This is a genomic window from Rosistilla carotiformis, assembly GCF_007753095.1.
GTDB lineage: Bacteria > Planctomycetota > Planctomycetia > Pirellulales > Pirellulaceae > Rosistilla > Rosistilla carotiformis.
The window spans coordinates 40,072-64,560 of the sequence record NZ_CP036348.1 but is presented as its reverse complement, the minus strand read 5'-3'; the positions used below and the strand labels follow the sequence as shown (position 1 = coordinate 64,560).

The following is a 24,489-nucleotide window of genomic DNA, read 5'->3' as shown; positions in this document are numbered from 1 at the left end:
TCGAGAAATTCTCTCACGAATGACAATTCCAGTAGCGCTCATCACGGGGATCACCGGGCAGGACGGTTCGTATTTAGCCGAACTGTTGATTGCCAAGGGATATGTTGTCCATGGTTTGGTTCGTCGCAGCAGTACAACGGCTCGAGCGCGACTCGATCTGCTTTTTCGCGACAAGGACATCTACGACAAGCAGCTGTTTCTACATTACGCCGATCTCGATGATATCACGACGATCCGTCGCATCTTGAAAAAGACGCAGCCCGACGAGCTGTACCACTTGGCTGGCCAGAGCCACGTTGGAGCCAGTTTTGAGATTCCCGAATCGACGTGTGAGTTCACGGCAATGGGAACCTTGCGGCTGTTGGAGATCGTGCGAGATCTCGATAAACAGCCTCGTTTTATGCACACCAGCAGCAGCGAGATCTTTGGTTCCCCCGACGAATTGCCCCAAAACGAACAAACCCCGATGCGACCGGTGACTCCTTATGGAGTTGCGAAGGTCTTTGCCACTCAGATGACGCGATTGTATCGCGAGTCGTTTGGGTTATTTGCCTGTAACGCGATTTGTTACAACCACGAATCTCCCCGCCGCGGTGAATCGTTTGTGACGCGCAAGATCACGCGTGCAGCCGCAGCGATCGCCGTCGGCCGGCAGGACAAGTTGCGAATGGGCAGCCTCGGCGCTCGCCGCGACTGGGGTTCTGCACCGGAATATGTCGAAGCGATGTGGCGAATGCTGCAGCACGACACGCCCGATGACTACGTGCTGGCGACGGGAGTGGCCCACAGTGTCGAAGAATTTCTATCGGCAGCTTTTGCAGCGGTCGGCTTGAATTGGAAAGACCACTACGAAGCCGACCCCCGTTTCATGCGACCCGCCGAAGTTTCGCGGCTGGTGGGAGATCCGGGACATGCCCAGCGTCAGCTCGGATGGAAAGCCGAAACCGACTTGGCCGGACTTGTCGCTCAAATGGTCAAGCATGATGTTGCTTCGTTGCAAGCATCCGCGTCGGAGCGACCCTGAGCAGCCGAAGATCGTTACAGCATACCGACGTCGGGTCGCGCGCCGGTCAGATTTCGAAAACATCGTATTATCCCCCCCCAAAAAAATATTCGGTTAGCATCGAACGATCCTGACTTGCAGGAGTGTTTCAAGCTGATCGCCAACTGCCGACATCATTGCTATGCCTACTGCCCTAATTACTGGAGTCACCGGACAAGACGGATCGTATTTGGCCGAACTCTTGCTCGAAAAAGGCTACGAAGTGCATGGGATCAAACGGCGTGCATCGTCGTTTAATGCCGAGCGGGTCGACCATATCTATCAGTCCCCTCATGTCGACGGCGCCAAGTTTAAACTTCACTATGGCGACCTGACCGATTCGTCCAACCTGACGCGGATCATCAACGCAGTCCAGCCCGACGAAGTTTACAATCTCGGGGCTCAATCACACGTAGCCGTCTCTTTTGAATCGCCGGAATACACAGCCGACGTGGACGGATTGGGAACGTTGCGACTGCTCGAAGCAATCCGTTTTCTTGGACTGGAAAAGAAGACCCGTTTTTACCAAGCATCGACGTCGGAATTGTTCGGGCTTGTTCAAGAGATCCCGCAACGCGAAACAACACCCTTCTACCCGCGATCACCCTACGCCGCCGCGAAGATGTACGCGTATTGGATCACTGTCAACTATCGCGAATCATACGGGATGTATGCCTGCAACGGGATCCTTTTCAATCATGAATCTCCACGTCGTGGTGAAACGTTTGTAACGCGAAAGATCACGCGAGGAATTGCAAACATTGCTCAAGGCTTAGAACCATGTCTGTTCCTGGGGAACATGGACGCGCTTCGCGACTGGGAGCACGCCAAAGATTACGTGCGGATGCAATGGATGATGTTGCAGCAAGAGACAGCCGAGGACTTTGTGATCGCAACCGGCAAACAGATCAGTGTTCGCGAGTTCGTCCGATTGTCGGCGCGCGAGGCGGGGCTGGAAGTCGAATTTAGTGGCCAGGGTGTGGAAGAAATCGTCACAGTTTCCAAAGTTATCGACCCGCACAAAGCCCCAGCTGCCTCGGTTGGCGACGTAATTGTCCGAGTCGACCCAAGATATTTTCGACCGGCCGAAGTGGAAACGTTGTTGGGAGATCCGACCAAAGCTAAAGAGAAGTTGGGATGGCAGTGCGAGATCACTGTAGAAGAGATGTGCGCCGAAATGGTTGCCAATGATTTAGACATCGCCCGAAAACACGCGTTGCTGAAGCGACACGGACACGCTGTAAATGTTGCCATTGAATAACGAGTTAGAAGCGAATGAATAGAGTGCCAGCAAACGCGATGCACTCGATGACTCGAGTGGGCTTGGCCCGGTTCGGGCAATGGGTGGCCGATACCAGGTAGATGACGCTGACTCTTCATCCATCCGTAGAAACGCGTTCGCAGGATTCTCGGTCGCAGAGACCGATATCACATGAGACGCTGCGTGCTTTTTATGAATTCGAATCAACCGACGGCCTCACGTCCTTGCACGTGGAGTCGATAGACGCAGCTTCGGATCCATTGCCGCGATGGATGAGAATCGCGTTGCCGGGCAAATCATTCAGCTTTTTGTCGCATCAGATCCGTCACTTAAAGATGGTCAGATTGGCCAATCGTCGGCCGACCTCACAGTATGTGCTGTTTCTTGACGCGACCTGTTGGTCCATCATCGCTTTGATGTTGTCACCGTTGTCGCGTCGCAGCACGCTGCTCTACTTATCGATGTTTCACCAACAACTCGCCAGCACGAGCTATTTCCGAAACCTTTCGCTTAAGCTATTTCGCCAGCTGATAGCATGGAGCGATACGAAGGTCGTGCTGCTGGAATGCGACGACGATTGCATCCGACCGTCGCTTCGGTTCAATGGAACTCGAAAAATCGTCCTCCCGATGCCAAGAAGCACCTCCTTTCTACCGGGCTCTAGGCAAAGCTGTCGATCGAATAAAATGAGCCTGCGGGTTGGCTTGGGAGGAACCATTCGGCCGCAGAAAGGGACGCTTGATCCCGCATTTCTGTCAGCCGTCATCATGGGCGCGAAGCAATCGGAAACGCCCATGGAATTAGTGGCGGGGTTTCCCGATCGTCAAGGCTTTCGTGAGAATTTGCCTTGCGAGATCAAATTCGTCGACACCACGCACTACGACGATTACCTTCGATTCATCGAATCGCTGGATGTGCTGGTTGTGAATTTGCGAAAAGATCATTATTGGTATCGATCGAGCGGCGTCGTGCAGGATGCGCTCAGCGCGGGTGCCTATGTAATTGTGAACGACTATCCTGTGGCTCGTTCGCAAGTCAGTACTCCAGTCGCGGTCGGTGCGGTTTACCGTGAGTTTGTCGAATTGACAACCGCATTGCGATCTGTGCCCGCCAAGCTCGGAAGTGGATTCGAGTGCCGAAGCCTGAAGTGGAATGAGGCAAGAACCTCCAAGGCAATTTCGGATACATTCGCCAAAGCGTTTGTCGTTCACGCTTCGTGATCAGCAGCTTGCGAGGATTCGGTCGGTTGACCCTTCGCGATCGACACGATTTGGAATCTTTCATTTCGCAACCAATTGAATAACTGAATCAAAAGTGCAAAGCGATATCGTGGCAACCTCTGAAATAGTCCCGGGTGCTGAGAGCACCTCTCCGAAGACAAGCGAAGCACCAAAACCCCACTTGGTAATCGAACCGGTCAAGGGTTTTCGCTCGCTTCGGTTGGCTGAGGTGTGGGAGTTTCGCGACCTGCTTTTCACGCTGGGGATGCGGGACGTCAAGCTTATCTACAAACAAACGCTGCTCGGCGTGGCCTGGGTTGTGATGCAACCGTTGATCGGTGCCGGCATCTTCACGTTTGTTTTCGGGATGCTCGCCGACATGCCCTCGGGTAAGCTACCGTACTTTGCTTTTAGCTTTGCCGGCATGCTCGGTTGGACCTTGTTCAGTGCAACCCTCAACGGCGCCAGCATGGTGATGGTGACCAATTCACACTTGGTCTCCAAGATCTACTTTCCTCGATTGATCCTGCCGCTTTCGAGTGCCTTTCAACCGATGGTAAACTTTGGTGTTAGTCTGATCCTGATGCTAGCGATTCTACTAATCTATAGCATCAACCCAGGGCCACAGATCCTGCTAATGCCCATCGCCTCAATGTTGTTATTGATGTTCGCGTTGGGAATTGGGTTTTGGTGCAGCAGCATCATGGTCCGGTATCGTGACTTGCGCTTTGTGATCCCCGTGGCGGTGCAATTCCTGTTATACGCCAGCCCCGTCGGTTACAGTCTGGCCGCGATCAACGAAAAGGTGCCCGTCGAATACCAGACGGCGTACATGCTCAATCCGTTGGCAAGTCTAATCGAATTCTTTCGTTGGACGCTGCTCGGTGAGGGAACCCTCAGTCCCATCTGGATGACGTACAGCATTGCCGTTGCAGTCGTCACGTTCATCGTCGGTGCCTTCGCCTTCCGCCGATCCGAACGTGGGTTTGCGGATGTGATTTAGATTAAATGGCCATCGCGTTCGAATGATGGCTTTTGACTCGTGTGTCCAGCTCTATGATTCCCTTGCCATTACTGTTTCCGTCGCCAGGCAAATCTCACCGCCTGTCCTTCCTACTGCTGTCAGCTGACGCCTGAATCCTGTCCTATTTCATGCCTGATACCGCAATCCGCATCTCCGACCTCTCAAAGTCCTATTCGATTCGACATGAATCCAGGGATCGGGCAACCAATTTGTCAGAGGCGTTCGTTAGCATGTTGCGAAAGCCACTTCAACGCGTCGCAACCGAGGAATTCTGGGCGTTAAAGGGCATCGAGCTTGGAATCAAAAAGGGTGAAATCGTCGGCGTTATCGGATGCAATGGGGCGGGCAAGAGCACTCTGCTCAAGGTTCTCAGCCGGATCACCGAACCGACAACAGGTAGGATAGAACTCTTCGGACGTGTTGGATCGCTACTAGAGGTTGGAACTGGATTTCATCCCGAGCTGACTGGGCGGGAAAATATCTACCTCAATGGTGCGATCCTTGGCATGTCTCGATTTCAAATATCGAAACAATTCGATGCGATTGTGGACTTTGCAGGCGTGGAAAAATTCTTGGACACGCCCGTAAAACGCTATTCAAGCGGTATGTATGTCCGACTCGCCTTCGCAATTGCCGCACATGTGAATCCGGACATTCTTATCATCGATGAGGTCTTGGCAGTTGGCGATGCAGAGTTCCAAACGCGATGTCTCCGCAAGATGGAGGAAGTTTCAAGTAATGGCAGCACCGTGCTTTTTGTAAGCCATGACCTAAATGCAGTAAAATCGCTCTGCACACGAGCAGTGCTACTTGAAGGAGGCAGTGTCAGCTACGACTCAAGTCCGGAACAAGCAATCCAACAGTATTCAAGTCGTGGGCAGTTTAGGAATACTTTAGCTTATAGCCACAACGCGGCAGCTGCATTGATTACGCAACTCTTGTTTTTGTCACCGGAAGGGGGCGAAACATCTGTAATTGATGTTGCCGCCCCGGTTCGTATACTGACTGAAATCGAAATACGTGAAGGAACTGAGAATCTTGAACTATGCCTTCGATTAGAACTCAGCACGGGGGTGTATCTCGGATCCATCAGGACCCCGGCGGGGATTTTAGACGTGTGTGGCCAATATCCGGGGCGATACCAGATATTATTAGACTTTGAATTGCCAGCACTACTCCCCCAGACCATCCAGCTATCGGCTTGGCTTCACGTGCCGAAGGTCAAACTGTACGACATGCAAGAGCGTTGCAGGCGGATTGTAATTCTGAACAGTTCCCTTAATCACGCCTCACGTTTCGACCTCGACAACGGCGGTCCTCTTGGTTTTGTGCCAACAAAAATTTCCGTCGATAGGGTTTCAACGAATTGATCCGAAGCTGGATCTATCGACGCATCCGAAAATGGCTCAGTCCGTTTGTTCTTGATATTCTTAATAACGAGCCCCGAATCATTGGTCCCGTCAATCGATTGCAGGTGTCCGATAAGGCCGTTTCCAATAACTTCCTTGCCAATACGAATTCCGGGAACATCGTGATCCGCGACCACGTATTTTTCGGTAAGGATGCGGCGTTGATTACGGGATCGCACGACTACTCGCAATTTGGAGAAAAGCGAGGACGTGAGTTTCCGACATCAGGCCGGGATATTGTTATCGAAAATGGGGTCTGGATCGGAAGTCGAGCCATTGTGCTGGGGCCATGTGTCGTGGGCGAAGACTCTGTTATCGCCGCCGGTAGCGTTGTCACAAAAGATGTGCCAAGAAGAACGATTGTCGCTGGTATCCCCGCCAGAAAAATCAGGTCAATAGATTAACGGGACGCGAGTTGTGAGTTCGCTTCAAGTATATTTCATCTGTGCAGGCTACCGGACGGGATCAACATTCCTCTGGTCTCTTTGTGATTTGGACGAAAACACGACGGCCATCTATGAGCCATTGCACCCAGACCTGGATCGCCGTGTCAATAGGCCACCAAGTGTTGAATCTTCCCACAAACACGTAACAGATTACTTTCAGTTCTTTCGATTAGGAAAGACATCGCCGAAATTGCTAGGATGGTCACCAGACCTTGCGCTATCCAATTTCTGGCTAACTGAAGACGACCAGTTCGATGCCTTGCGACACTATATCTCCAAGCTGATTGAACGAGCACCAACCTCAAAGGTGGTGATTCAGTTCAATCGTTGTTGCTTTCGAATGAATTGGCTTTCAAGAAATTTCCCGGAAGCCACAATCGTTTCATTGCACCGTTCCCCGCATGATCAGTTCAGTTCAATCCGGCGGAATGTTCCGAGCGATGAGCGGAACCGCTACCGCTATGACACATTCTATTTGTTAACCGAGTTGAGCATGCTGCTCGCGGAGGCGCCTGCGGTCTTCGCTGATGTGTCCGAATTCGACATTCGTGAAGCGTTTTCTCGCATGTGGTTATTTCATCAAGCGGAAGCAGAGCGATTTGCAAAGTTTACGTTCTACTATGATGAAATACTTGCCCATCCCGCATCAGCGATAGAAGAGCTTTGCAGATCCGGATTGCTCGACTTTGCATTGATGAAAAAGTATCTTGCGAAGTTATCCAGTCCCCGGGAAAAGCCCGACACTCCGAGTGCGGAGAAAGAATTCAATGAAATCTTTTCTCGACAACGAGATAGATACTGCAACTCCAAACTCGGCGACCTTTGCAAACATGGTGGCACCAAAAATGATATCCGCCAAATGGTCCACGAAGGAATCTTGCATCAGTGCAACACGGTGAGTTCTGAGTTAGCCAACATGCGATCAAGCAAGTTTATCCTGTGGTGGTATGGAAAGTTCATTAACCCGAATATCTATGGGACTCCGAATGACCTCTAGAGTAAGCTGTTGCTGCCGAAAGGCTGTGGCAGGTTGGTGCAATTTGATTGTGTATTGCTCTCGATACTTATCAAATTGCAAACATTGTTCTTTGTCGGGCAGTGGAAAGGAATTCGGATGTCATCGGACATAGCAATCCGCATCGAGGGTCTGTCAAAGAGCTATCGGTTAAATAGTCAGTCAGGTGGCAACAATCGCAATCTTCGCGAGGCCTTTTTATATCGATTGAAGCATCCGCTTCAGCGTGGAACGTCGGAGGACTTCTGGAGTCTCAAAAATATAGACCTTGAGATTAAGCGTGGCGAAGTGGTCGGTATCATTGGTCGAAACGGAGCTGGGAAGTCGACTTTGTTAAAGGTATTGAGTCGAATAACGGAGCCGACAGCCGGGCGAATCGAATTGCATGGCCGAGTTGGTGCATTGTTAGAAGTGGGAACCGGGTTTCACCCCGAGTTGAGTGGGCGCGAAAACATATTCCTGAACGGTGCTATACTTGGTATGGGGCGTTCAGAAATCAAAAAGGAGTTTGATGCAATCGTGGAGTTTGCCGGCGTTGATAAATTCCTTGATACGCCTGTAAAGCGTTACTCGAGCGGCATGTACGTGCGGCTTGCATTCGCCGTCGCCGCTCATCTGAATCCAGAAATCTTGATAATCGACGAGGTTTTGGCTGTAGGAGACGCGGAGTTTCAGAAGAAATGCCTTGGGAAAATGCAGGAGGTTGCCGCTGGCGGTAGGACCGTGCTGTTTGTTAGCCATAATTTGTTAGCAGTTTCACAGCTTTGCACATCCGCATGCCTACTCGCTGGCGGGGGGCTTGCCGCGTCCGGTACAACGCTTGACGTGTTGCAAAGGTATCGATCCTCACGCGAACATTCAAATCATTTGTGGGAGAATCCAAGAGCTAATTCGCCTTCGGAGTGGCCAGTTGTAATCGAGACATCCTGTCGGCAGGCGGGTGACATCGAAGGCGATTTTGATTGTGAACTACCAATTGACATCTGTGTTCGTTATCAATCCGGCTGCGTGGGAAAGCGAATTTACTTTGGGATATGGCTTAAGGACGATAGTGGTAATTTGGTGCTGACCAGCGCGAACGCGCCAGGAATGTCGATCGAGCCCGATTTGTTTTATGACCATGAGCTACCGCAAGGGGTTTACGAATGCGTTTGTACGATTCCAGCGATGCTTCTTAATCAAGGTAGTTATAGTGTTACCGTGGTGATGGGCGAACCTCCGTTTCGGTCGCGTGAACGCCTGGAAGACATCATTGCATTTCGGATGGCGGACCGAGAGCCACGGAAGGACGCGCCACTTAATTGGCAAGGCATCGTTCGCCCGATTCTTGATTGGAAGACCATTCGCACGTCAGATATATCTGATGGTATTTGAAGATACATACGAAAGAAGTTGCAATCGTGAATGCTAAATCAATGGAAGGATTCTTCTACTCGGAAAGAGATCGGCTAACGAGACGATCGGCCGAGATTATTCTCCAATCGCTGCAACCGGTGGTCGAGTTTCGCTCGTTAATTGATGTCGGTTGCGGAGTGGGGACGTGGCCGGCGGTTGCCAAGTCGGAATTTGGCTGCCAGCGCGTGCATGGAGTGGACGGCGAATGGGTCGATCAGACGCTGCTGCAGATTGACAGATCCGAATTCACCGTCACGGAGCTCGCCAACGGGAAGGGGCCCGACGTGCAGGCGCTCGGGCGATGGGACATGGCGGTTTCCCTCGAAGTTGCCGAACATTTGCAGCCACAGGATGCAGATTGGTTTGTCGAATTATTGACGTCTCTCAGTGATGTTGTGCTATTCTCCGCTGCGATTCCTCGCCAAGGTGGGTTTGGGCATCACAACGAACAGTGGCCTAGTTACTGGGGGGAAAAGTTTAAAGCTGCGGGGTATCAATGTGTCGATTTTATCCGACAGACGCATTGGGAAGATGATTCCATCCTTCCTCACTATCGTCAGAACTGTTTTGTCTTTATGAATCGAAATAGAGGTGAGCCGATTGATGGTTTTGAATCCGTGTTGTCGGAGTTTTCGCTTCCCATGGCAGCAGTGCATCCATTTTATTGGATGCAGCGAACGGAGGAGCACCCCGTTTACTTTCGACATGCGTGCTCTGTTGCCGTGAAAGCGTTTCGAGATGCTGTGAAGCGACGCTGTGGTTTTGCAGGCTAGCGGATGGTCATCGATAAAATCATCACCCTTGCAAACGAGCGGGTGCGTTTACAACTAAATGTTTTGATCCGCTCATTGCGAAACGTTGGTTGTGATTTACCCGTCTGGGTCATTCCGTACGATGATCGAACAACTTTCCAACTTCCGGAAGGTTGCCAGTGGTGGGCCAATGAAGAACTGTACCAGTGGATTGGTCGGCACGGGCTGTCGGGAAACCATCGGCAGTTTCAAACGCTCACGACTTCGAATTTTCAATATGCCGATGTTGATATTGTGTTCCTGGCGGACCCACGTGGCGTGCTCGAGTCCCACACGGGATTGGTTACCGCAGACACCGAGTGGAGTAAGCCGTTCAATGTAGCGGTGGAACACAGCAAAGCGTTGTATGCGAAAGAATCGTCAACATGGATGTTGCAACGATTTAACGCGGGCCAATTCGCATTGGATAGAAAGCTCTACGAAAGTACCGAGTTAATTGAGACCGCGGAATCAGAGAACTGCGCGGCCACCTGTATCGGGTCCAAGCAGCATGCGCAACCGGGCGTAAACCTGTTGGTGCATCAGAAAGGTGTTAAGACAACCAACCTCACCTTGGCACCTCACAATCTACAATCGACTTGGGCGGGGGATTATCCTGGTGAATACGATTCTATTTGGGGGCGCCGGGGGCAGCCGTATCTGATCCATTACGCGGGAGAGTCGATTCCATATAGAGACCTGCCGATCAATCGCTTGTTTAAAGAATATTTGTCTTCGTCTGAGCGCGTCGAGTGGGAGGTGCAATGTGAAGACAAGCTGGAAATGTTGAAGCGTAAATACAGCCCGCCACCTATTCACAAACGGATTCTTCATCGTCTGCGTCCGATTTGGAACCGATTGTTGTTTCAGGCAAATCGAAACACGTGATGCGGGCAATTCATCCCAACAACTCCATGTTTGTGCCCTCCGCAATCGGTTGCCAAACTACCAAGGTAGGTTCAACGAATGAGCGCCCCCGAATCGCGATGGACATCACCATGATGATTCCCATGCGGGGATCGGCGAGTCGCGTGACTGGAGTTGGGCGGGTCGTAGAACAGGTTTTCTCTGGCCTGCAACAGTCGGAAGGGTTGCGTCTACGGCCCGTCGGTGCAACAAATCGAATTTGGCAATCTGTCATTGAGAATGAATCGGTCGTGCGCTGGGTTCGCGAACATCTGCCGCATTCTTATCGTGCTGAAGGTGCGTTTGCGCTTCGGCTGGCATCTTTGTCTTGGGCCTATCGTTTGGAATATGATTGCAGCGCGCATCCGATCGCGTCAGCAAATCTTTTCCAGCGGATTGTATTGGCGTTGGTCCGGCGTTGGAACAAGGCAAATTTGAAATTGACGATCTCTGCTGAGAACACGGATTTGTTCATCAGCACATTTTTCGCATGTCCGTCTGGGTTGGATTCAAGGGTTCCGCGACTATCTTTTGTTTACGATCTCTATCCATTGCGATTCCCCGACAATGTGACTCGTCACACCGCGTCGCAACTTGAATCGTTGTTCGATGATCTCGATGCGCAACGGGACCATGTGATCGCTATTTCGCAATATACAAAAGATGACTTTTGCCAGTGGACGGGGTTCCCACGGGAACGCGTCACGGTGGTGCCTCTTGCTGCCTCGGATTTGTTTCGCCCAATTGAGGCTGGTGAATGCCGCGGCATTCTCGATAAATATGGCATTGCGGATTCGCCATTTTTCTTGAGTGTCGCAAATCCGCAACCCCGGAAGAACACCTCAATTGCAATTCGTGCATTTTGCCAATTTCTCAAAGCGACGCATGAGAGTGATGCCCAGTTGTTGCTCGTCGGCGATCCGTCTAGTGGGTATGCTGTTGACGAGTTGCTGCGAGAGTTGAAGCAAGCCGATGGGATGCAGGGGCGGATTCAGATGATTGGTGGTGTGGAAGACCAAGACCTACCGGCTTTCTATTCTGCTGCGACCGCGTTTCTGTTTCCTTCTAAATTTGAAGGCTTTGGTCTTCCCGTCTTAGAGGCGATGCAGTGCGGAACGCCTGTGATCTGTAGCAACGCCACGTCGATTCCGGAAATCGTTGGCGACAGCGCGATCCAATGTCGACCCGATGATGAGGATGCGTTTTGTGCGGCGATGCTTCGCGTATTTCAGAATCCCCGCGTCGCGGATGATCTGAGGCGAGCGGGTTTGGAACGCGCACGAGAGTTCAGTTGGGAAAAAACGGTGGACGTCGTGAAGTCGTTGATCAACAGGGTGATCGCAGAGTCGACGGCGCAGCGCCATTGAAGTGGGAACTGGCCTAAACCGAAGCTCGCTCGAAACGCTACCTTGTCTATGAATCTACAGACAAAAAAGATTGTAACTGGGAAGGGTTTGCGTACACCTGCGCTAGCGCCTTTGCGGGCTTGTCGTCGTTGGTTGATCCGACAGGCTTGGAGTTGCAAACAGGCCTTCGGTGACTGGTATTGGAATGGATTCGTGGAACATCTGGCGATGCCCAGCACATTGCGGATGTGGTTGTTGAAACGAAACCCCCGGCTATCGATACCAGATGGGACATTGGTTCAATCCGGATGCTATTTCGAATCGAATCCGATTTCCTTTGGTCGCGGTGTCTACGTGAACAAACGCGTTCAGTTTTATGGAGAAGCGGAGATACGACTGGGCGAGAATGTTGCCGTTGGTTTTGATACCGTGTTTACGACGACGACGCATCTGGGAAAGTTTGAGGATCACAGAGCCGCTGGTGGCGAAGAACACCCGATTCGCATCGGCGACGGAACGTGGATCGCTGCGCGGGTGACCGTGTTGCCAGGGACGATCATCGGTCGTGGATGCATTGTTGCGGCGGGCGCTGTGGTCCGAGGGGAATGTCAGCCCAATGGCCTGTATGCAGGGGTTCCGGCGAAACGAATTCGCGATCTTCCTACAGGGGCGTTAGCGCGGCGACCAGGCTTCGATTCGGAGTGCGCCGTAGAGAAATGAAGTTGAAGCATCCAAGCGAGATCTCCGCTGTCGGCATTTTTTCACTACTTGATATGAGTGGCTACGGCGGTCTGGAAACGTATGTACGCGACTTAACACACGGTCTGTCGGAAGATGGAATCGATGTCAACTGGAGTGGCGGGCAAGCACCAGGTGGACGCGAATGGCAGTCCGTTTGGCAACCGCGGATCGATCGGTTGTTGCCGGTGATGACCAGGCCATCAATGCGGTGGATTCCAAAAAGGTATTCACGATTGGCAGGTTGGCGGCAAGCGAAAGCGGCAGCCGATTGCTGTGATGTGATTCATGTGGTGGGGACGGGTTGGCAGCTGTTTGGATTTCCATTGCTCGCTGCGGCAAATAGGTTGCGGGTTCCTGTCACCTGTTGGCCGGCTGTCCACCCTGGGACTTGGGGCGATGCGCCACTCGATGTAGATCTCTACAATGCGATGGACGCGATTTTTGTTCAGTCGGACTTCGAAGCCAACCACCTTGCCTCGCTTGGGGTCGTGTCACCGAAATTCATTCGATGTGGATGTGCGTGTTCGCAAGTTGGCACAGGTGACGGGGAACGATTTCGACGTCGTTACCGATTAGAGGGCCACCACACGGTGGTGTTGTTCGTCGGTCGCAAGTCGCGCGCGAAAGGTTACCATCGGCTGCGCGAAGCGATTGCTCGGTTGCATCAAATGGGGCAGCCGGTCTCTTTAGTTTCCATCGGGCGCGATTTGGAGCCACCGTACCCGAGCTTGCCCGCCGAAATCGATATCGACTTGGGGCCGGTCGACGATGGAATCAAGCAAGATGCTTTGGCGGCTTGTGACCTATTTGTACTCCCATCGGAGGCGGAATCCTTTGGGATCGTCTATTTGGAGGCGTGGCGCTATGCCAAACCAGTGGTCTGTGGAAATGCTGCCGCGTCGGCTGAGCTTGTGGAGCGACATCAAGGTGGATGGGTTAGCGATGGTACCTGCGAATCGATCCTCGCGCAAATTCAAAAGTTTCTCAAGAATAGGTCACTTGCGACCCAGTTGGGTTTGGCTGGCCGCCGTGCTGTGGAAACGGATTACACGCTCGAAGTAATTGTTGAGAAACACAAAATGACATGGCAAAAGTTGAAAGATTCGAAATGAAGACTCCAGTATTTATTGTTGGTGAAGCACGTTCAGGCACATCGATCGCGCATCGTTGTCTGCTGCTGCATCCCTCGTTTCGACTCGCCAATGGTTCCTCGACGGCACTGGCGGAAACCAGTGCATTTGTCCATCCAACCAGGATCGTCGATGACTTTCGCGAGGATGCCGGGCTCTGGGAATATTTACTGGGGCGGGACGATATCGGATCAGAGATCGTTTCGAAGCTGCGGCCATGGCGAAACGTGGCAATGCGTACATGGCCTGCCTATCGATTGGCCAAAAGGTTCCGGATGGGTTCGCGCAACCTATGGAATGCCGGCCGATATCCTGAAATCTTGCGCTGTTATTTTGCTGCGGCACAGCGTGCGCGAGGGCAGGAACGATTGCTCGACAAATCGCCGACCCATGTCTTTGTGATCCCGGAGATTTTTTGGACGTACCCGGACGCAAAAGTGATCTATTTGATGCGTGATCCCGTAGATACATTTGCGTCCTACAAAAAGCGGTATGAGCGAGAGAAGGCAGCCGGGGCATCGGAACAGAGTCTTCAATGGCTCCATGTCACGATCGATGGATTAACAACCAGGCTCCGCAAAAATTGGAAGCGAGTTCAACGCGCCCACCAGAGATGGCCCGATCATGTTGCCGTGATCCGCTATGACGCATTTGTAGGCGACTACGACAATGTAATGCCCGCCTTGCTCCGCTGGCTCGATGAACCGGAAATTGTTGTGCAACCGACGCAAACCGATGAATCATGGTCCGCAGATCCTCAATTGATGGCCGGTCTGCGTCCGCGAGCGGAATCCAATGATGAAGTGATTTCAAAATCGGAAGTCGAAAAGATTCACGCATTGATGTCCGATGCGGAATCGATCCTTCCTCGTTTCATTTGTCATTCTTGAAAATTCTATTTGCCAAAATGTATATCGGATGTTCTGATTCGACTTGCCGACGATGGGGCTTTAGCCAAGCTTGAGTCATTGGGCGTCCGAAAACGACGGTCAGCTCTCACGTAGGGGCTTCCCAAGATCTATTTTGACACGATGAACTTCGATAGCGATCCTAATTGGCAGCCTTCCGATGGGACTGTCACCTGGTTGGCTGCAGATCAAAGAAGAGGCTAGCTAAATGCGATTCCGCATCTCAAAACGCATTGCGCTAAAAATGACACAACTTGATTGGATTCAGAGATTTTTAGAACTGCAGATTTCGGGAGGATCAAGCTATTAATTCTCTTACGGCGACTGTTATCGTTCCGACTCGCAATCGCCCAGATTTTGCAGATCATTGCCTAAGATTGATCTTCTCTCAACTTGAAAAATCTCAATTGGCGAATCGCGTGTCGGTGATGATAACAGACGATAGCGACAATTCTAAGACACAGGAGCTTGTCGAGTCGAAGTATCCGAAAGTGCTGTACCAGCATGGGCCCAAAAACGGACCAGGCGCCAACCGAAACTCAGCGGCTCGTATGGCTACTTCGGATTGGTTGATTTTTATTGATGACGATTGCAGTCCGCAATCCAATTGGTTGGAATCTTTCGTGTCGATGTTGGATCAACATAGCCCTTCAAGCCCCATTTGTTGGCTTGGAGCAACGATACGGGATGGTGAATTGCCCTCGCTTAAGTATGAAGCACCTCATAATCCAGAAGGGACAAATGGGATTACGGCCAATTTCGCGATATCACGTCAAAATTATTTGGCGGTGGGGCAGATTGACGAGCGATATCGAGTCGCATTTGAGGATATTGAATTTTTCGCGCGGTGTCAGGCATGGGGGCTCGAAGTATCTGCAGCTCCTGAGGTAATCGTGCTTCATCCAATCCGTCGTATACCAAGCCCAAGGAAGCTTTCTCAGCGTTGGCATGGTAAAGTCGTATTCGCTCTGGACCAGGGGGCATCGCCAGGTCGCGTCTTGTGGAACCTTCCGTTGCATGCTGCCCTAGTGATTCGTTCTCGTTATCGCGGCGCACCTTGGAATGTGGACAATCTGTATTCGGTATTCCTGTTCGGCGGCGAACTTTTATTCACGATTTTTCAAACACCGGCGTGGGTGTTGCGCGAATCACGAACGAGCAGAAGTCGCTTTTGGAGCAATCATTTGAAGTTCCATCCCGCCGTTCCAAAGTATGGATTTTAGAGAATTTCTGCAACGAAGTTGCCGCAAGGTTGCACTGATCAAAACGCCGCGACAATGGGTTCGCAAACACTGCTTCCGTTCGGCATGCGAGCTCACTTCAGCAGTACAGCAAAACATCTATTCCCGTTTCCCAACTCAGCCTATCATAATGCCTGATGTGGAAAATTGGTGAATCCTGACTCTTTATATAAGTCTCTCGCAAATGTGTACACGCAATTATGAAAGTAGAACAAAGTAACTTGGTTTCAGCAAATGATGCCGCCTTGAAAAATATCGTTTCGGCAATTGTCATCTGCACGGATAGGTTGCAAGAAGCAATCGAGTGCATTGCTAGTCTTGATCTTCTCGGCGATCTTCTCGGTGAAGCCTTGCTATTAAAAAATGCTCCCAAAGAGCCTTGGCCCGAAAATGCGTTCGATCACGTCAGCCAGAAAGTGCGCGGCAAGCTTCGGATAGTCGAATCTGAAGAACGCGTATTCCCAACCACAGGACGAAACCGCCTCGCATCCATTGCCTCTGGGGACATTTTTCTGTTTCTCGATGATGACTCGCTCATACTCTCAAGGTCTGGGATTGTAGCAGGCGTTAGTATTCTGAAATCTGACCCTGCGGTTGGATCCATTGCGTTCCCCCAGTCGACAAAGAGTGGTGAAGTATCGGCTTCCGCCCAGCCCGCGCCGGTTAACTATCCGTGCTATGCATGCGGTTTCATGACATGTGCGGCTTTAGTAAAAGCCTCTGTTTACAGAGAACTTGGAGGCTTTCAAGAACTACTGCAAATGGCCCATGAAGAAAATGAATTTTGCAAACGTCAGTGGGACTTGGGGCTTGCGGTGGTCTATTTACCGATGACATGTATCGCGCATGAGCCTACTCCAACTGCACGCAACAGTTCTCAGCGGTTCATGCTCAATGCACGCAATAGTTGGTACCAAGCAGTTTTGCATGAACCCCTGTGGTTACTCGCTATAACAATTGCACCACGGTTCATTCGTGCGATCCAATACCTTCGGCATTCGGTGTCGTATGTTGGTGGCAACTGGATTTCGCTCTATTTTCAAGCAATCCGTGGTTTTTTAAAGGACTTGCCATATCTTGTGATAAATAGGCGTGCATTGAAAATTGCGACATTTCGCAAGTGGCAAAGAATGAAGACGGAGTATCCAGCATATCGTTCTTTTCAGGGGTGATGCACCACAATCTGCATCAATGGAACCATTGTACATTACATTTCATCGTTTAGCTTCTTCTATCTAAGGCCATCTACGTGATCGATTATTTGGTTGGCGCGATTGACTATCACTCATGGGCAGACGTTTGCTGTTGGTATCATTCGGCCAGAAGGACAGGATTTCGTGGTCCCGTAGTGCTTCTTTGCTATGAGCATCTAACGGAATCTACAATGGCACGCATCGCATCGCACGGAATCGCGGTTATACGCTGCGTAAGCAGACGGGGCGTAAACGAAGAGCGATTTCGCGATGTTGCCGCCTTTGCATCAACTTTAGCAGAAGAGGATCGTCTGTTGGTCACGGACGTGCGAGACGTTGCCTTTCAGCGACCCATTAGCGAAGTGCTAGATGAAACTTTGAAGCAGTCTCAGATAGCATGTGCGTCTGAGGGTGTAGATTATTGCAACTCGACATGGAATATGGAGAACCTAAAGTCAAATTTTCCAGATCGAATTAACGAAATTTCCGACTTTGAAATCTATTGCGCTGGTGTAATAGCCGGAAAGGGTGGGGTTCTAAGCGAATTTTGTCGCAAAATCTGGGAAACATCGATTCATGCGAATTCTTTTAATGGAGATCAGATCGCCATGAATGTCGTCCTACGTACCGAACCCTTCACGAAATGTACGAATTTCTTAGACGTCAATAATACTTCTATTTGTCACTATGGAAGTCTCGCACACCACAATACGGATCTCAGTGTGCGTGTAAAAAACGGAACTTGTGTCGCAAGTGACGGAAACCCAGTAGGAATTGTGCACCAATATACCCGGGATAGATCTACGCGACATTCTGTACTTCGAAAGCATAAGGTGCTTTTGACTTTTTACACTGGCAAATTGGGCGAAGCGGTAGGCAAAAGGCTTGGGTATGTACCTGGTTGGACCCCGTACTGGAAACTTTAGGCTCGTATCAACGTAATGTCTTAGCGGGGATCCCCTTCCAGGGTTGCTTCGTGGCCCGTAATTGGCATGTGCTGCATGCCAACGATATTTTGCAGTGCGTTAGCAGACACTTGATCGACAGCCGGAGTGCTCCCCAAAAACTGATCCAGGTGGTATGAGAATCTAGAGCCCGATGATGAGCAAGGAGATTCTCGAATGACCAAGAAACGAAGACGCCACACACCGGAGCAGATCGTCAAGAAACTTCGCGATGCCGAGGTGATGCCCAACGCTGGCAAGAGCATGGAAGAAGTCTTGGAAATGCTCGAAGTGAGTGAAGCCACCTTCGATCGTTGGCAAAATCGATTCGGTGGGATGAAGAGCGAGGAAGCCAAACGGCTCAAGGAACTTGAGGGTGAGAATGCGCGCTGAAGCGACTTCTTGCTGAGGCAGAGCTCGACAAGGCGATGCTCAAGGAAGCACTTCGGGGAAACGACTGAGCCCGTCCCAGAAGCGGCAAACCGTCGAACGGTTGCGACGGAAGTTCTCCGTGTCTGAGCGTGGGGCCTGCCGTGGCGTTGGATTCTCGCGGAGCAGTGTTCGTTATGCACGCAGAACCAACAACGATGACGAATCGATTCGCAAACGATTGCATGAACTGGCTCGGGAGCGTCCCAAGTTCGGCTATCGCCAGATGACTCGCCTGCTGAGATTGGAAGGGTTTCGAGTGAGCTTCAAGCGTATTCAACGGATCTGGCGAGCAGAGAGCCTGAAAGTGCGACGAAACCCGAAGAAAAAGCGAGCGAACGGAACGTCGAAGAACGCGTGTTCTCGGCTTCGAGCTCAGCGTGCCAATCATGTTTGGTGCTGGGATTTCGTCTTCGATCGCACCACTAACGGCCAATCGCTGAAGTGGCTTTCGATCGTTGACGAGTACACGCGTCGCTGCATTACGTTGGATGTCTCGCGGACCATGACCAGTGAAGATGTGATCAACCGTTTGGCAGAGTTGTTTGTAATGCACGGCGTTCCGGAAGCGATCCGGAGCGACAACGGTCCCGAATTTGTGGCCAAGGCGATTCAAGACTGGCTGGCTCCCTTGGAGGTCGCCACGCTGTACATCGAGCCTGGCAGTCCTTGGCAGAACGGATATGCCGAGAGCTTTCACAGCCGACTGCGGGATGAGTTATTGAACATGGAAGAGTTTGACAGCGTGCGTCACGCTCGTGCCCACGCTTCGGCCTGGCGAGAGGACTACAACGGCTATCGGCCGCACAGTTCACTCGGTGGTCTACCCCCAGATGAGTTTGCGCGTCGCTGTGCTGATTCCGCTACGTTTGCTGCGCAAACTCCGCTCCATCAGCACAGCGAAACCAAACCTGTTACCCAACCCTTACCCTCACAACACCTGGATCAAAAACGGGGGCATTCCAACAGGTCATGTATGCCGCCATCTTCGGTCCTCCGATTCGTAAAATTCACATCGTTTTTTGACTGTGGCTGCTGGCCCGTTCATCGCTCAACAGCCCCGTAAGGGGAAATAACCAATCAACGGTGAGTGGTAAATTTCTAGCGATGACGTCACAATCCTTGGTCGGACAAGAAATCAACTTGCCATTCTCCCTGCGGGATAATCATATTACTGGAAATGAGTGCTTGGTCGCCACCGGAGTAAGGTTCGCGGATCATTAATACGGTATTTTGGCAAATTCATTGATTCGATCAGAAGAAGGTCTCGATGCTCAAAGCTCGGTGTGAAGTGATGTCTGGATTGGAGCGAACACAGAACGCGGTTATTCTAAACGGCACAAGAATCGATAATGACGCTGTCATTGCTACTGGAGCTCGAATGGTGCGTTCCATTTCGGAAATGGAAATTTTGACCGGTGTTGCGGCAAACAGGATCGGCGTTCGATTCCAGAAGAGTAAATCGCAGTGAGAATTGATGCCACGGGATTTGTCGGCGATCAAGCCGGAAGTGTTGCATCCGCCAATGCTGTTATACTGCGTGGTCTACTATCGAGATCGCATCAGATTCAGTTTTTCACAAAACCCAGCTTTGTTGATCCTCGAAGCATTCGGCTGACTCCCCAGGAAGCGGGCAACATGGGTGTAGTAGACTGTACGAATGGGAGGGCGGATCGTTTGCGAGAATTGACGGCAAGCTTTCCAATGATCCATCGCGTAACCGGATGGTTTGATGTCGGCACTTACAACCACGGACTGGTGAACCGGATGCAATCATCGAGTCGTCAGGGTGAAGGAAGCAATTTGAGCCTGTGGATGGGGGATTTTGTGCGAGGTCGTGTTGTCGGGGTTCCGTCGGTCGGCTACTTGCAGGGGCCACCGGCAACCGACGCGCGATCGATTGCTCGCCATCGGGATCTCATCATTCGGCTCGCCGGTTGGGGTTGTTATCTCAAGCTGCGTGCCTATGCGGCGTGGCGGATGGGAGTGGGGTATCCCGATCTTTCGCTCAGCGACTATTTGATTGTCGGCAGTCAGTGGTCGCGGTCCGATCTGATCATCGGTCAGCGGTGTGATCCAGATCGCGTTTACGCGATTCCTTATCCGATCGACTTGGCACAGTTCCAGCCCAGCGAACGTGCTCGGGAAACGACTGGGCGGCTGAAGCTGCTGTGGTTAGGGCGGTTTGTTCCTCGAAAGCGTTTAGATTTGTTTTTGGATGGGTTGGAACTGGCGATTCGCGGCGGGTGCGACGTCGAAGCGCTCGTGATTGGAAGATCTGGATTTGTACCGAACTACGAACAGTTGTTGGACGCCTTCCCATTCCCCGATCGACTGCGACATCGGCCGTCGATTCCTCGCAGCGAGGTCCCTGGCGTGTTGACGGAAGTCGACGTGATGGCACAACCGAGCGATGACGAAAATTTTGGCTCCTCCGTCGCGGAAGCTTTGGCCTGTGGTGTACCCACAATTGTCGGCGCGACCAATGGCACCGGCGACTACATCTGTCCACGTTCAATTCGTCTGGCCGACGACAAACCGGAGACGATGGCGGCGGCGATTGTCGCCATGGCCGATGCCAAAAAACGGGGCGAACTTGTCGATCCTGGGCCGAGTCGCGGCGTAGCCGAATTGCACTTTGATCCTGAAAAAGTGACGGATCAGCTGGAAGCGGTTTTGAAGTTGGCGGTGGAGAGTAGGCAGTTGTGCGAATTCCTATTGGGTGACTGAGTGGATATTGGAGTTAAACTTGATCGAGATGCTCAGAAATTGACATTGCATCAAGCATCGCGATCGATCGATCTCGTGGTTCAGGCGATTCCGCCGGCTCACGACGCGATCGGCGAATACACCGCGTTTCTTGCTGCAGAATTGGGGAAAAGCGTTCACGTGCGTATTCTGACGACGCGTGATCGCCCATTAGAACCACTCGGTGGCGTTGAAATCGACGCGTGTTTTTCGCTGCATGGGAAGCGGAGGTTCGATGGGCTACAGCGAGCATTGGCAACCACTCAAGCGGATGCGGTGGTCCTGCAGTACAATCCGTTTGCTTGGGGACGTCGAGGCTGGGCTCCAGATTTAGGTCACACATGGCTGGCCGCACGGAAAGCAAATCCAAGCGTGTGTTGGTCCACGATGTTCCATGAAACGTACACGCTCAGTCCAGGGCTTCGGGCGTGGGCGATGAGGCAATATCAAAAACGTCAGTTTCGTCTGCTGGCAGAACATTCGGATGTCTGTTTTTTCTCCACGGGTACGTGGGCTGATGAATTTGCTAGATCAGATCCATCGGCCAAAGCGATCCATTTGCCCGTCGGGGCGAATTTGCGTGAACCTGCCGTTTCCCGTCAGGCAATGCGAAGCCGATGGGGAATCTCCCGAGAGGATTTTGTTGTTGGCGTATTTGGAGGTGGCCACCAATCCCGCATGTTGAATCGAATTGAGCATGCTGTCGATGCTATTTCAAACTATGTCACGCCCCGCCGTGTTGTCTTTCTGCATGTAGGAGGCAATGCAATTGCGTGGTCGATGAAACGCTGCAAAGTGATCGCGACGGGGCGACTTCCCGATGTCGATGCAGCCGGTGCGATTTCCACAATGGATTTGATGATTAATCCTTTCACCGATGGCGTCAGCACGCGACGTGGATCTGTGATTGCTGCGTTGCAAAACAGCGTCCCCGTGTTGACGACTTTCGGGGCCGTATCCGAGCCACTGTGGCGAGAGGTTGAGGATTCGTTCGTTTTTCTCGCTCCACCACGAGACGAAAACTTGTGGAGCGAAGCCACGCTCCGCGCTGTGCGTGCCATCGAGTTGGATGCAGCGGAGATGCGTCCTGCCGCGCGGGAATTTTATCGACACAACTTTTCATGGGCTTCCGTTGCCAGTTCGCTTCTGAATCATTGCAGCTTGTTGAAGTCGAAATGTTGAATTATTTATGGCGTCACCGTATCCAGGCAGAAAGCTTGGCAGGAAATGTTAGGCTTTGGGGGAAACGGCTTTGGACGTTTCCGGAGCTTTTCATGCTGTGTGTGCGTCGGTGGATGTTGCTATTACGCAATTGTGATCTTGGTCCGATGGCCGTCGTTTCACCGCTTTGTCTTCGAGGCAATCCGGCTAGGCTGAGAATTGGGGATGGCTCAATTATCGGTCGAGTCGAGATTCATCTACTGGACGATGTCGATATTGGCGACAATGTTGTTGTGAATGACGGTGTGCAGTTGCTAACGGGATCGCATGATGTTCATGCCAGTGACTACCGGCACATCACCCTTCCGATCAAGATCGAAGACTTTGTTTGGGTTGCCACGAGATCAATTATTCTGCCAGGGGTAACACTGGGCAGAGGGGCTGTGGTGGGGGCTGGATCGGTTGTCGCACGCGACGTCGCGGCTGGAGTAATTGTTGCTGGCAACCCCGCGCGTGAGATTGGAAGGCGTGACTGCTCGCAGCTAGGCTATCTGCCATCAAGGAATTCGGCAGCCATGGAAGCGTGGCTTGGAAGGACCGATTCGACGAAATGACGCAAGGACGATTTCGTCTGTTTCTCGCCTTTGTGGTCGTCATCCATCACAGCTTTCCGCTGCTGGTGTGGGCCCGGGCGGTGGGTATGTTTTTTGTGCTGTCTGGCTGTTGGATTTCGCGGTTGTGGCGGCTCAGCTATTCGCGGAAACCGTCTCCCTATCGCACCTTCTTGATCAACCGCTGGTGGCGGATCGCCCCTCTGTTTGTCACTGTGCAAGTGATCGCTGTGTGCCTCGCCTGGGCTGGTTTCTGGGTGACCAAAACCACGGCGATTTCCGATTGGCGATGGTGGGTAACTCAGCCGACGGTCATTGGCTCGACTCAATTCGGGCGTTTGCTGCCACCCTCGTGGTCGCTCGATGTGGAGATGCAGTTTTATCTCGTCGCTCCCATCATTCTGATGGTCGCGGCGCTATTTGTCGGCCCACGGCAAGCTGACTTCGACAGTTCGCCGAACGAAAACGACTAGCGGCGCACTGGAATTCAGACGGATCGTCTGCCATCTCATCCACCTGCCGCCGAGGTCGAAGCGGGAGGAGTTGCTGTTGAAGGTGGTCTGGCAACTTTGGCTGCGATGTTTGCAATCGTCATTGGTCTGGTCAGTGGGGCGGCTTGAACATGGGGCGATAGTCGAAACACCTCGCTTGGACGTCTTTGCGTGGTTGTTTTTCATCGGGGTCGTTTGCGAGCTGGTTTCGTGGCGTCCCTCTCGCCGCGCCGCAGTCGTCAGTGCAATTATTGGTCTGTTGGGCATGGTCTCGAGCGCCATCGCCTTTCCAGAGACCCGTGGTTTGGTTTGGATGGCCGGATCCGATGGAGGCGGTGAAGCCGCGAAAAACGGTTCACTCTTTTTTGTCTTGACAACGTGTATCGCTTTGCCGTTTGCCATTCGCACTGTCCATCAACCCTCCTCCGCGTGGGATCGTTGGCTGGGGGATTTGTCGTTTCCGCTGTATCTGTTCCACTGGATCCCGCGCGACTGGTATTACGCCAACGTCGACTGGTCGCTCGGTAGTATGCGAAATGGAGGATTGCTGATCGCCAATTTCGCGTTCGCTTTTGGTGGCGCTATTCTTTTATTGCAGTTCGTCGATCGGCCGGTGCAACGGTGGCGGCAACGTTGGGTGAGGGGAAGGGGGGAGGAGCTGTCGATTACTCACAAATATCCCCAAGAGGCTGTGACTTAGTGAGTAGCCGCACTCGAGATCCGTGACCGGCGAGGCGCTAGCCGCCGGTTTTTCCCTCATGAATGCATTGAGTTCCGAACCGGCGGCTAGCGCCTCGCCGCTCACTTGAAAAGAATCACAGCCTCGAAGGGATTCAAGAAATTAGCCGTAGGTAGGCGCAAACGCCACCTACGGTTCCTAATTCCATCGCCTCTGTGACCGCGAAGCCGGTCACAGAATCCTATGCAGGTGCGCTGCGACCGCCTGCGGGGGCGAAACGTCGCGACTCGCTACATTCCGGTGGTATCGCGTACGCTCAGCCACTGGCGAATGGCTGCGGGCGCCTGAGGCGTAGTTG

21 protein-coding genes and 1 pseudogene are annotated in these 24,489 nt (G+C 52.1%); 21 read left to right on the top strand and 1 reads right to left on the bottom strand.

Annotation, left to right across the window (positions count from 1 at the left end):
• Nucleotides 1–25: 25 nt before the first annotated feature.
• The 18 genes and pseudogenes from Poly24_RS00285 (at nucleotide 26) to Poly24_RS00200 (ending at nucleotide 21,171) form a co-directional block, all read left to right on the top strand.
• Nucleotides 26–1,024 (top strand): GDP-mannose 4,6-dehydratase, encoded by a 999-nt coding sequence (locus tag Poly24_RS00285; RefSeq protein ID WP_145102527.1) that lies wholly within the window; start codon nucleotides 26–28, stop codon nucleotides 1,022–1,024.
• A 160-nt stretch (nucleotides 1,025–1,184) separates the two neighbouring features.
• Complete coding sequence (gmd, locus tag Poly24_RS00280) at nucleotides 1,185–2,303, top strand: GDP-mannose 4,6-dehydratase (protein ID WP_145088836.1); 1,119 nt, start codon at nucleotides 1,185–1,187, stop codon at nucleotides 2,301–2,303.
• A gap of 686 nt (nucleotides 2,304–2,989) precedes the next feature.
• Nucleotides 2,990–3,523 carry a hypothetical protein gene (locus Poly24_RS00275; RefSeq protein WP_145088833.1) on the top strand — a complete coding sequence of 178 codons (534 nt, stop codon included), beginning with the start codon at nucleotides 2,990–2,992 and terminating at the stop codon, nucleotides 3,521–3,523.
• Between the two features lie 181 nt (nucleotides 3,524–3,704).
• Entirely contained in the window at nucleotides 3,705–4,526 is an 822-nt protein-coding gene (locus Poly24_RS00270; protein ID WP_231753382.1) for an ABC transporter permease, read from the top strand.
• A gap of 149 nt (nucleotides 4,527–4,675) precedes the next feature.
• Nucleotides 4,676–5,917 (top strand): ABC transporter ATP-binding protein, encoded by a 1,242-nt coding sequence (locus Poly24_RS00265; protein WP_145088827.1) that lies wholly within the window; start codon nucleotides 4,676–4,678, stop codon nucleotides 5,915–5,917.
• The gene (locus Poly24_RS00260; protein ID WP_145088824.1) at nucleotides 5,914–6,360 is read left to right on the top strand and encodes an acyltransferase; all 447 of its coding nucleotides are present in this window, start codon (nucleotides 5,914–5,916) and stop codon (nucleotides 6,358–6,360) included. The genes Poly24_RS00265 and Poly24_RS00260 overlap by 4 nt, the downstream gene beginning before the upstream one ends.
• A 13-nt stretch (nucleotides 6,361–6,373) precedes the next feature.
• Nucleotides 6,374–7,399 (top strand): sulfotransferase, encoded by a 1,026-nt coding sequence (locus Poly24_RS00255; protein ID WP_197452212.1) that lies wholly within the window; start codon nucleotides 6,374–6,376, stop codon nucleotides 7,397–7,399.
• Between the two features lie 117 nt (nucleotides 7,400–7,516).
• Complete coding sequence (locus Poly24_RS00250) at nucleotides 7,517–8,791, top strand: ABC transporter ATP-binding protein (RefSeq protein ID WP_145088818.1); 1,275 nt, start codon at nucleotides 7,517–7,519, stop codon at nucleotides 8,789–8,791.
• Nucleotides 8,792–8,817: 26 nt separating this feature from the next.
• Nucleotides 8,818–9,585 carry a methyltransferase domain-containing protein gene (locus tag Poly24_RS00245; RefSeq protein WP_145088815.1) on the top strand — a complete coding sequence of 256 codons (768 nt, stop codon included), beginning with the start codon at nucleotides 8,818–8,820 and terminating at the stop codon, nucleotides 9,583–9,585.
• Nucleotides 9,586–9,588: 3 nt separating this feature from the next.
• A complete protein-coding gene (locus tag Poly24_RS00240; protein WP_145088812.1) occupies nucleotides 9,589–10,491 on the top strand; it encodes a hypothetical protein in 903 nt (300 codons plus the stop codon).
• Between the two features lie 98 nt (nucleotides 10,492–10,589).
• On the top strand, nucleotides 10,590–11,876 hold the full coding sequence (locus Poly24_RS00235; RefSeq protein ID WP_197452211.1) for a glycosyltransferase family 4 protein: 1,287 nt from the start codon (nucleotides 10,590–10,592) through the stop codon (nucleotides 11,874–11,876).
• Between the two features lie 207 nt (nucleotides 11,877–12,083).
• Complete coding sequence (locus Poly24_RS00230) at nucleotides 12,084–12,575, top strand: acyltransferase (RefSeq protein ID WP_145088807.1); 492 nt, start codon at nucleotides 12,084–12,086, stop codon at nucleotides 12,573–12,575.
• Nucleotides 12,576–12,577: 2 nt separating this feature from the next.
• Nucleotides 12,578–13,708, top strand: coding sequence for a glycosyltransferase family 4 protein (locus Poly24_RS00225; protein ID WP_231753381.1), 1,131 nt, complete (start codon nucleotides 12,578–12,580; stop codon nucleotides 13,706–13,708).
• Nucleotides 13,705–14,616, top strand: a complete 912-nt coding sequence (locus tag Poly24_RS00220; protein WP_197452210.1) for a sulfotransferase family protein — start codon at nucleotides 13,705–13,707, stop codon at nucleotides 14,614–14,616. The genes Poly24_RS00225 and Poly24_RS00220 overlap by 4 nt, the downstream gene beginning before the upstream one ends.
• Before the next feature lie 323 nt (nucleotides 14,617–14,939).
• On the top strand, nucleotides 14,940–15,857 hold the full coding sequence (locus Poly24_RS00215; RefSeq protein WP_145088798.1) for a glycosyltransferase family 2 protein: 918 nt from the start codon (nucleotides 14,940–14,942) through the stop codon (nucleotides 15,855–15,857).
• A gap of 218 nt (nucleotides 15,858–16,075) precedes the next feature.
• Nucleotides 16,076–17,047 (top strand): glycosyltransferase family 2 protein, encoded by a 972-nt coding sequence (locus Poly24_RS00210; RefSeq protein WP_145088795.1) that lies wholly within the window; start codon nucleotides 16,076–16,078, stop codon nucleotides 17,045–17,047.
• A gap of 1,142 nt (nucleotides 17,048–18,189) precedes the next feature.
• A pseudogene (locus Poly24_RS00205) lies at nucleotides 18,190–19,375 on the top strand (IS3 family transposase); the annotation flags it as partial.
• Nucleotides 19,376–20,145: 770 nt separating this feature from the next.
• Nucleotides 20,146–21,171 (top strand): glycosyltransferase family 4 protein, encoded by a 1,026-nt coding sequence (locus Poly24_RS00200; RefSeq protein ID WP_197452209.1) that lies wholly within the window; start codon nucleotides 20,146–20,148, stop codon nucleotides 21,169–21,171.
• A 549-nt stretch (nucleotides 21,172–21,720) separates the two neighbouring features.
• On the opposite strand, the gene Poly24_RS26795 is transcribed toward Poly24_RS00200, so the two are convergent.
• Nucleotides 21,721–21,888, bottom strand: a complete 168-nt coding sequence (locus Poly24_RS26795) for a hypothetical protein (RefSeq protein ID WP_197452208.1) — start codon at nucleotides 21,886–21,888, stop codon at nucleotides 21,721–21,723.
• 422 nt (nucleotides 21,889–22,310) lie between these two features.
• On the opposite strand from Poly24_RS26795, the gene Poly24_RS00190 reads away from it, so the two are divergent.
• From Poly24_RS00190 to Poly24_RS00180, 3 genes are all read left to right on the top strand, one after another.
• Nucleotides 22,311–22,964, top strand: a complete 654-nt coding sequence (locus Poly24_RS00190; RefSeq protein ID WP_145088785.1) for an acyltransferase — start codon at nucleotides 22,311–22,313, stop codon at nucleotides 22,962–22,964.
• Nucleotides 22,961–23,434 (top strand): acyltransferase family protein, encoded by a 474-nt coding sequence (locus tag Poly24_RS00185; protein WP_145088782.1) that lies wholly within the window; start codon nucleotides 22,961–22,963, stop codon nucleotides 23,432–23,434. The genes Poly24_RS00190 and Poly24_RS00185 overlap by 4 nt, the downstream gene beginning before the upstream one ends.
• A 277-nt stretch (nucleotides 23,435–23,711) precedes the next feature.
• Nucleotides 23,712–24,152: an acyltransferase family protein gene (locus Poly24_RS00180; RefSeq protein ID WP_145088779.1), complete on the top strand. Its 441-nt coding sequence runs from the start codon at nucleotides 23,712–23,714 to the stop codon at nucleotides 24,150–24,152.
• The last annotated feature ends 337 nt before the right edge of the window (nucleotides 24,153–24,489 follow it).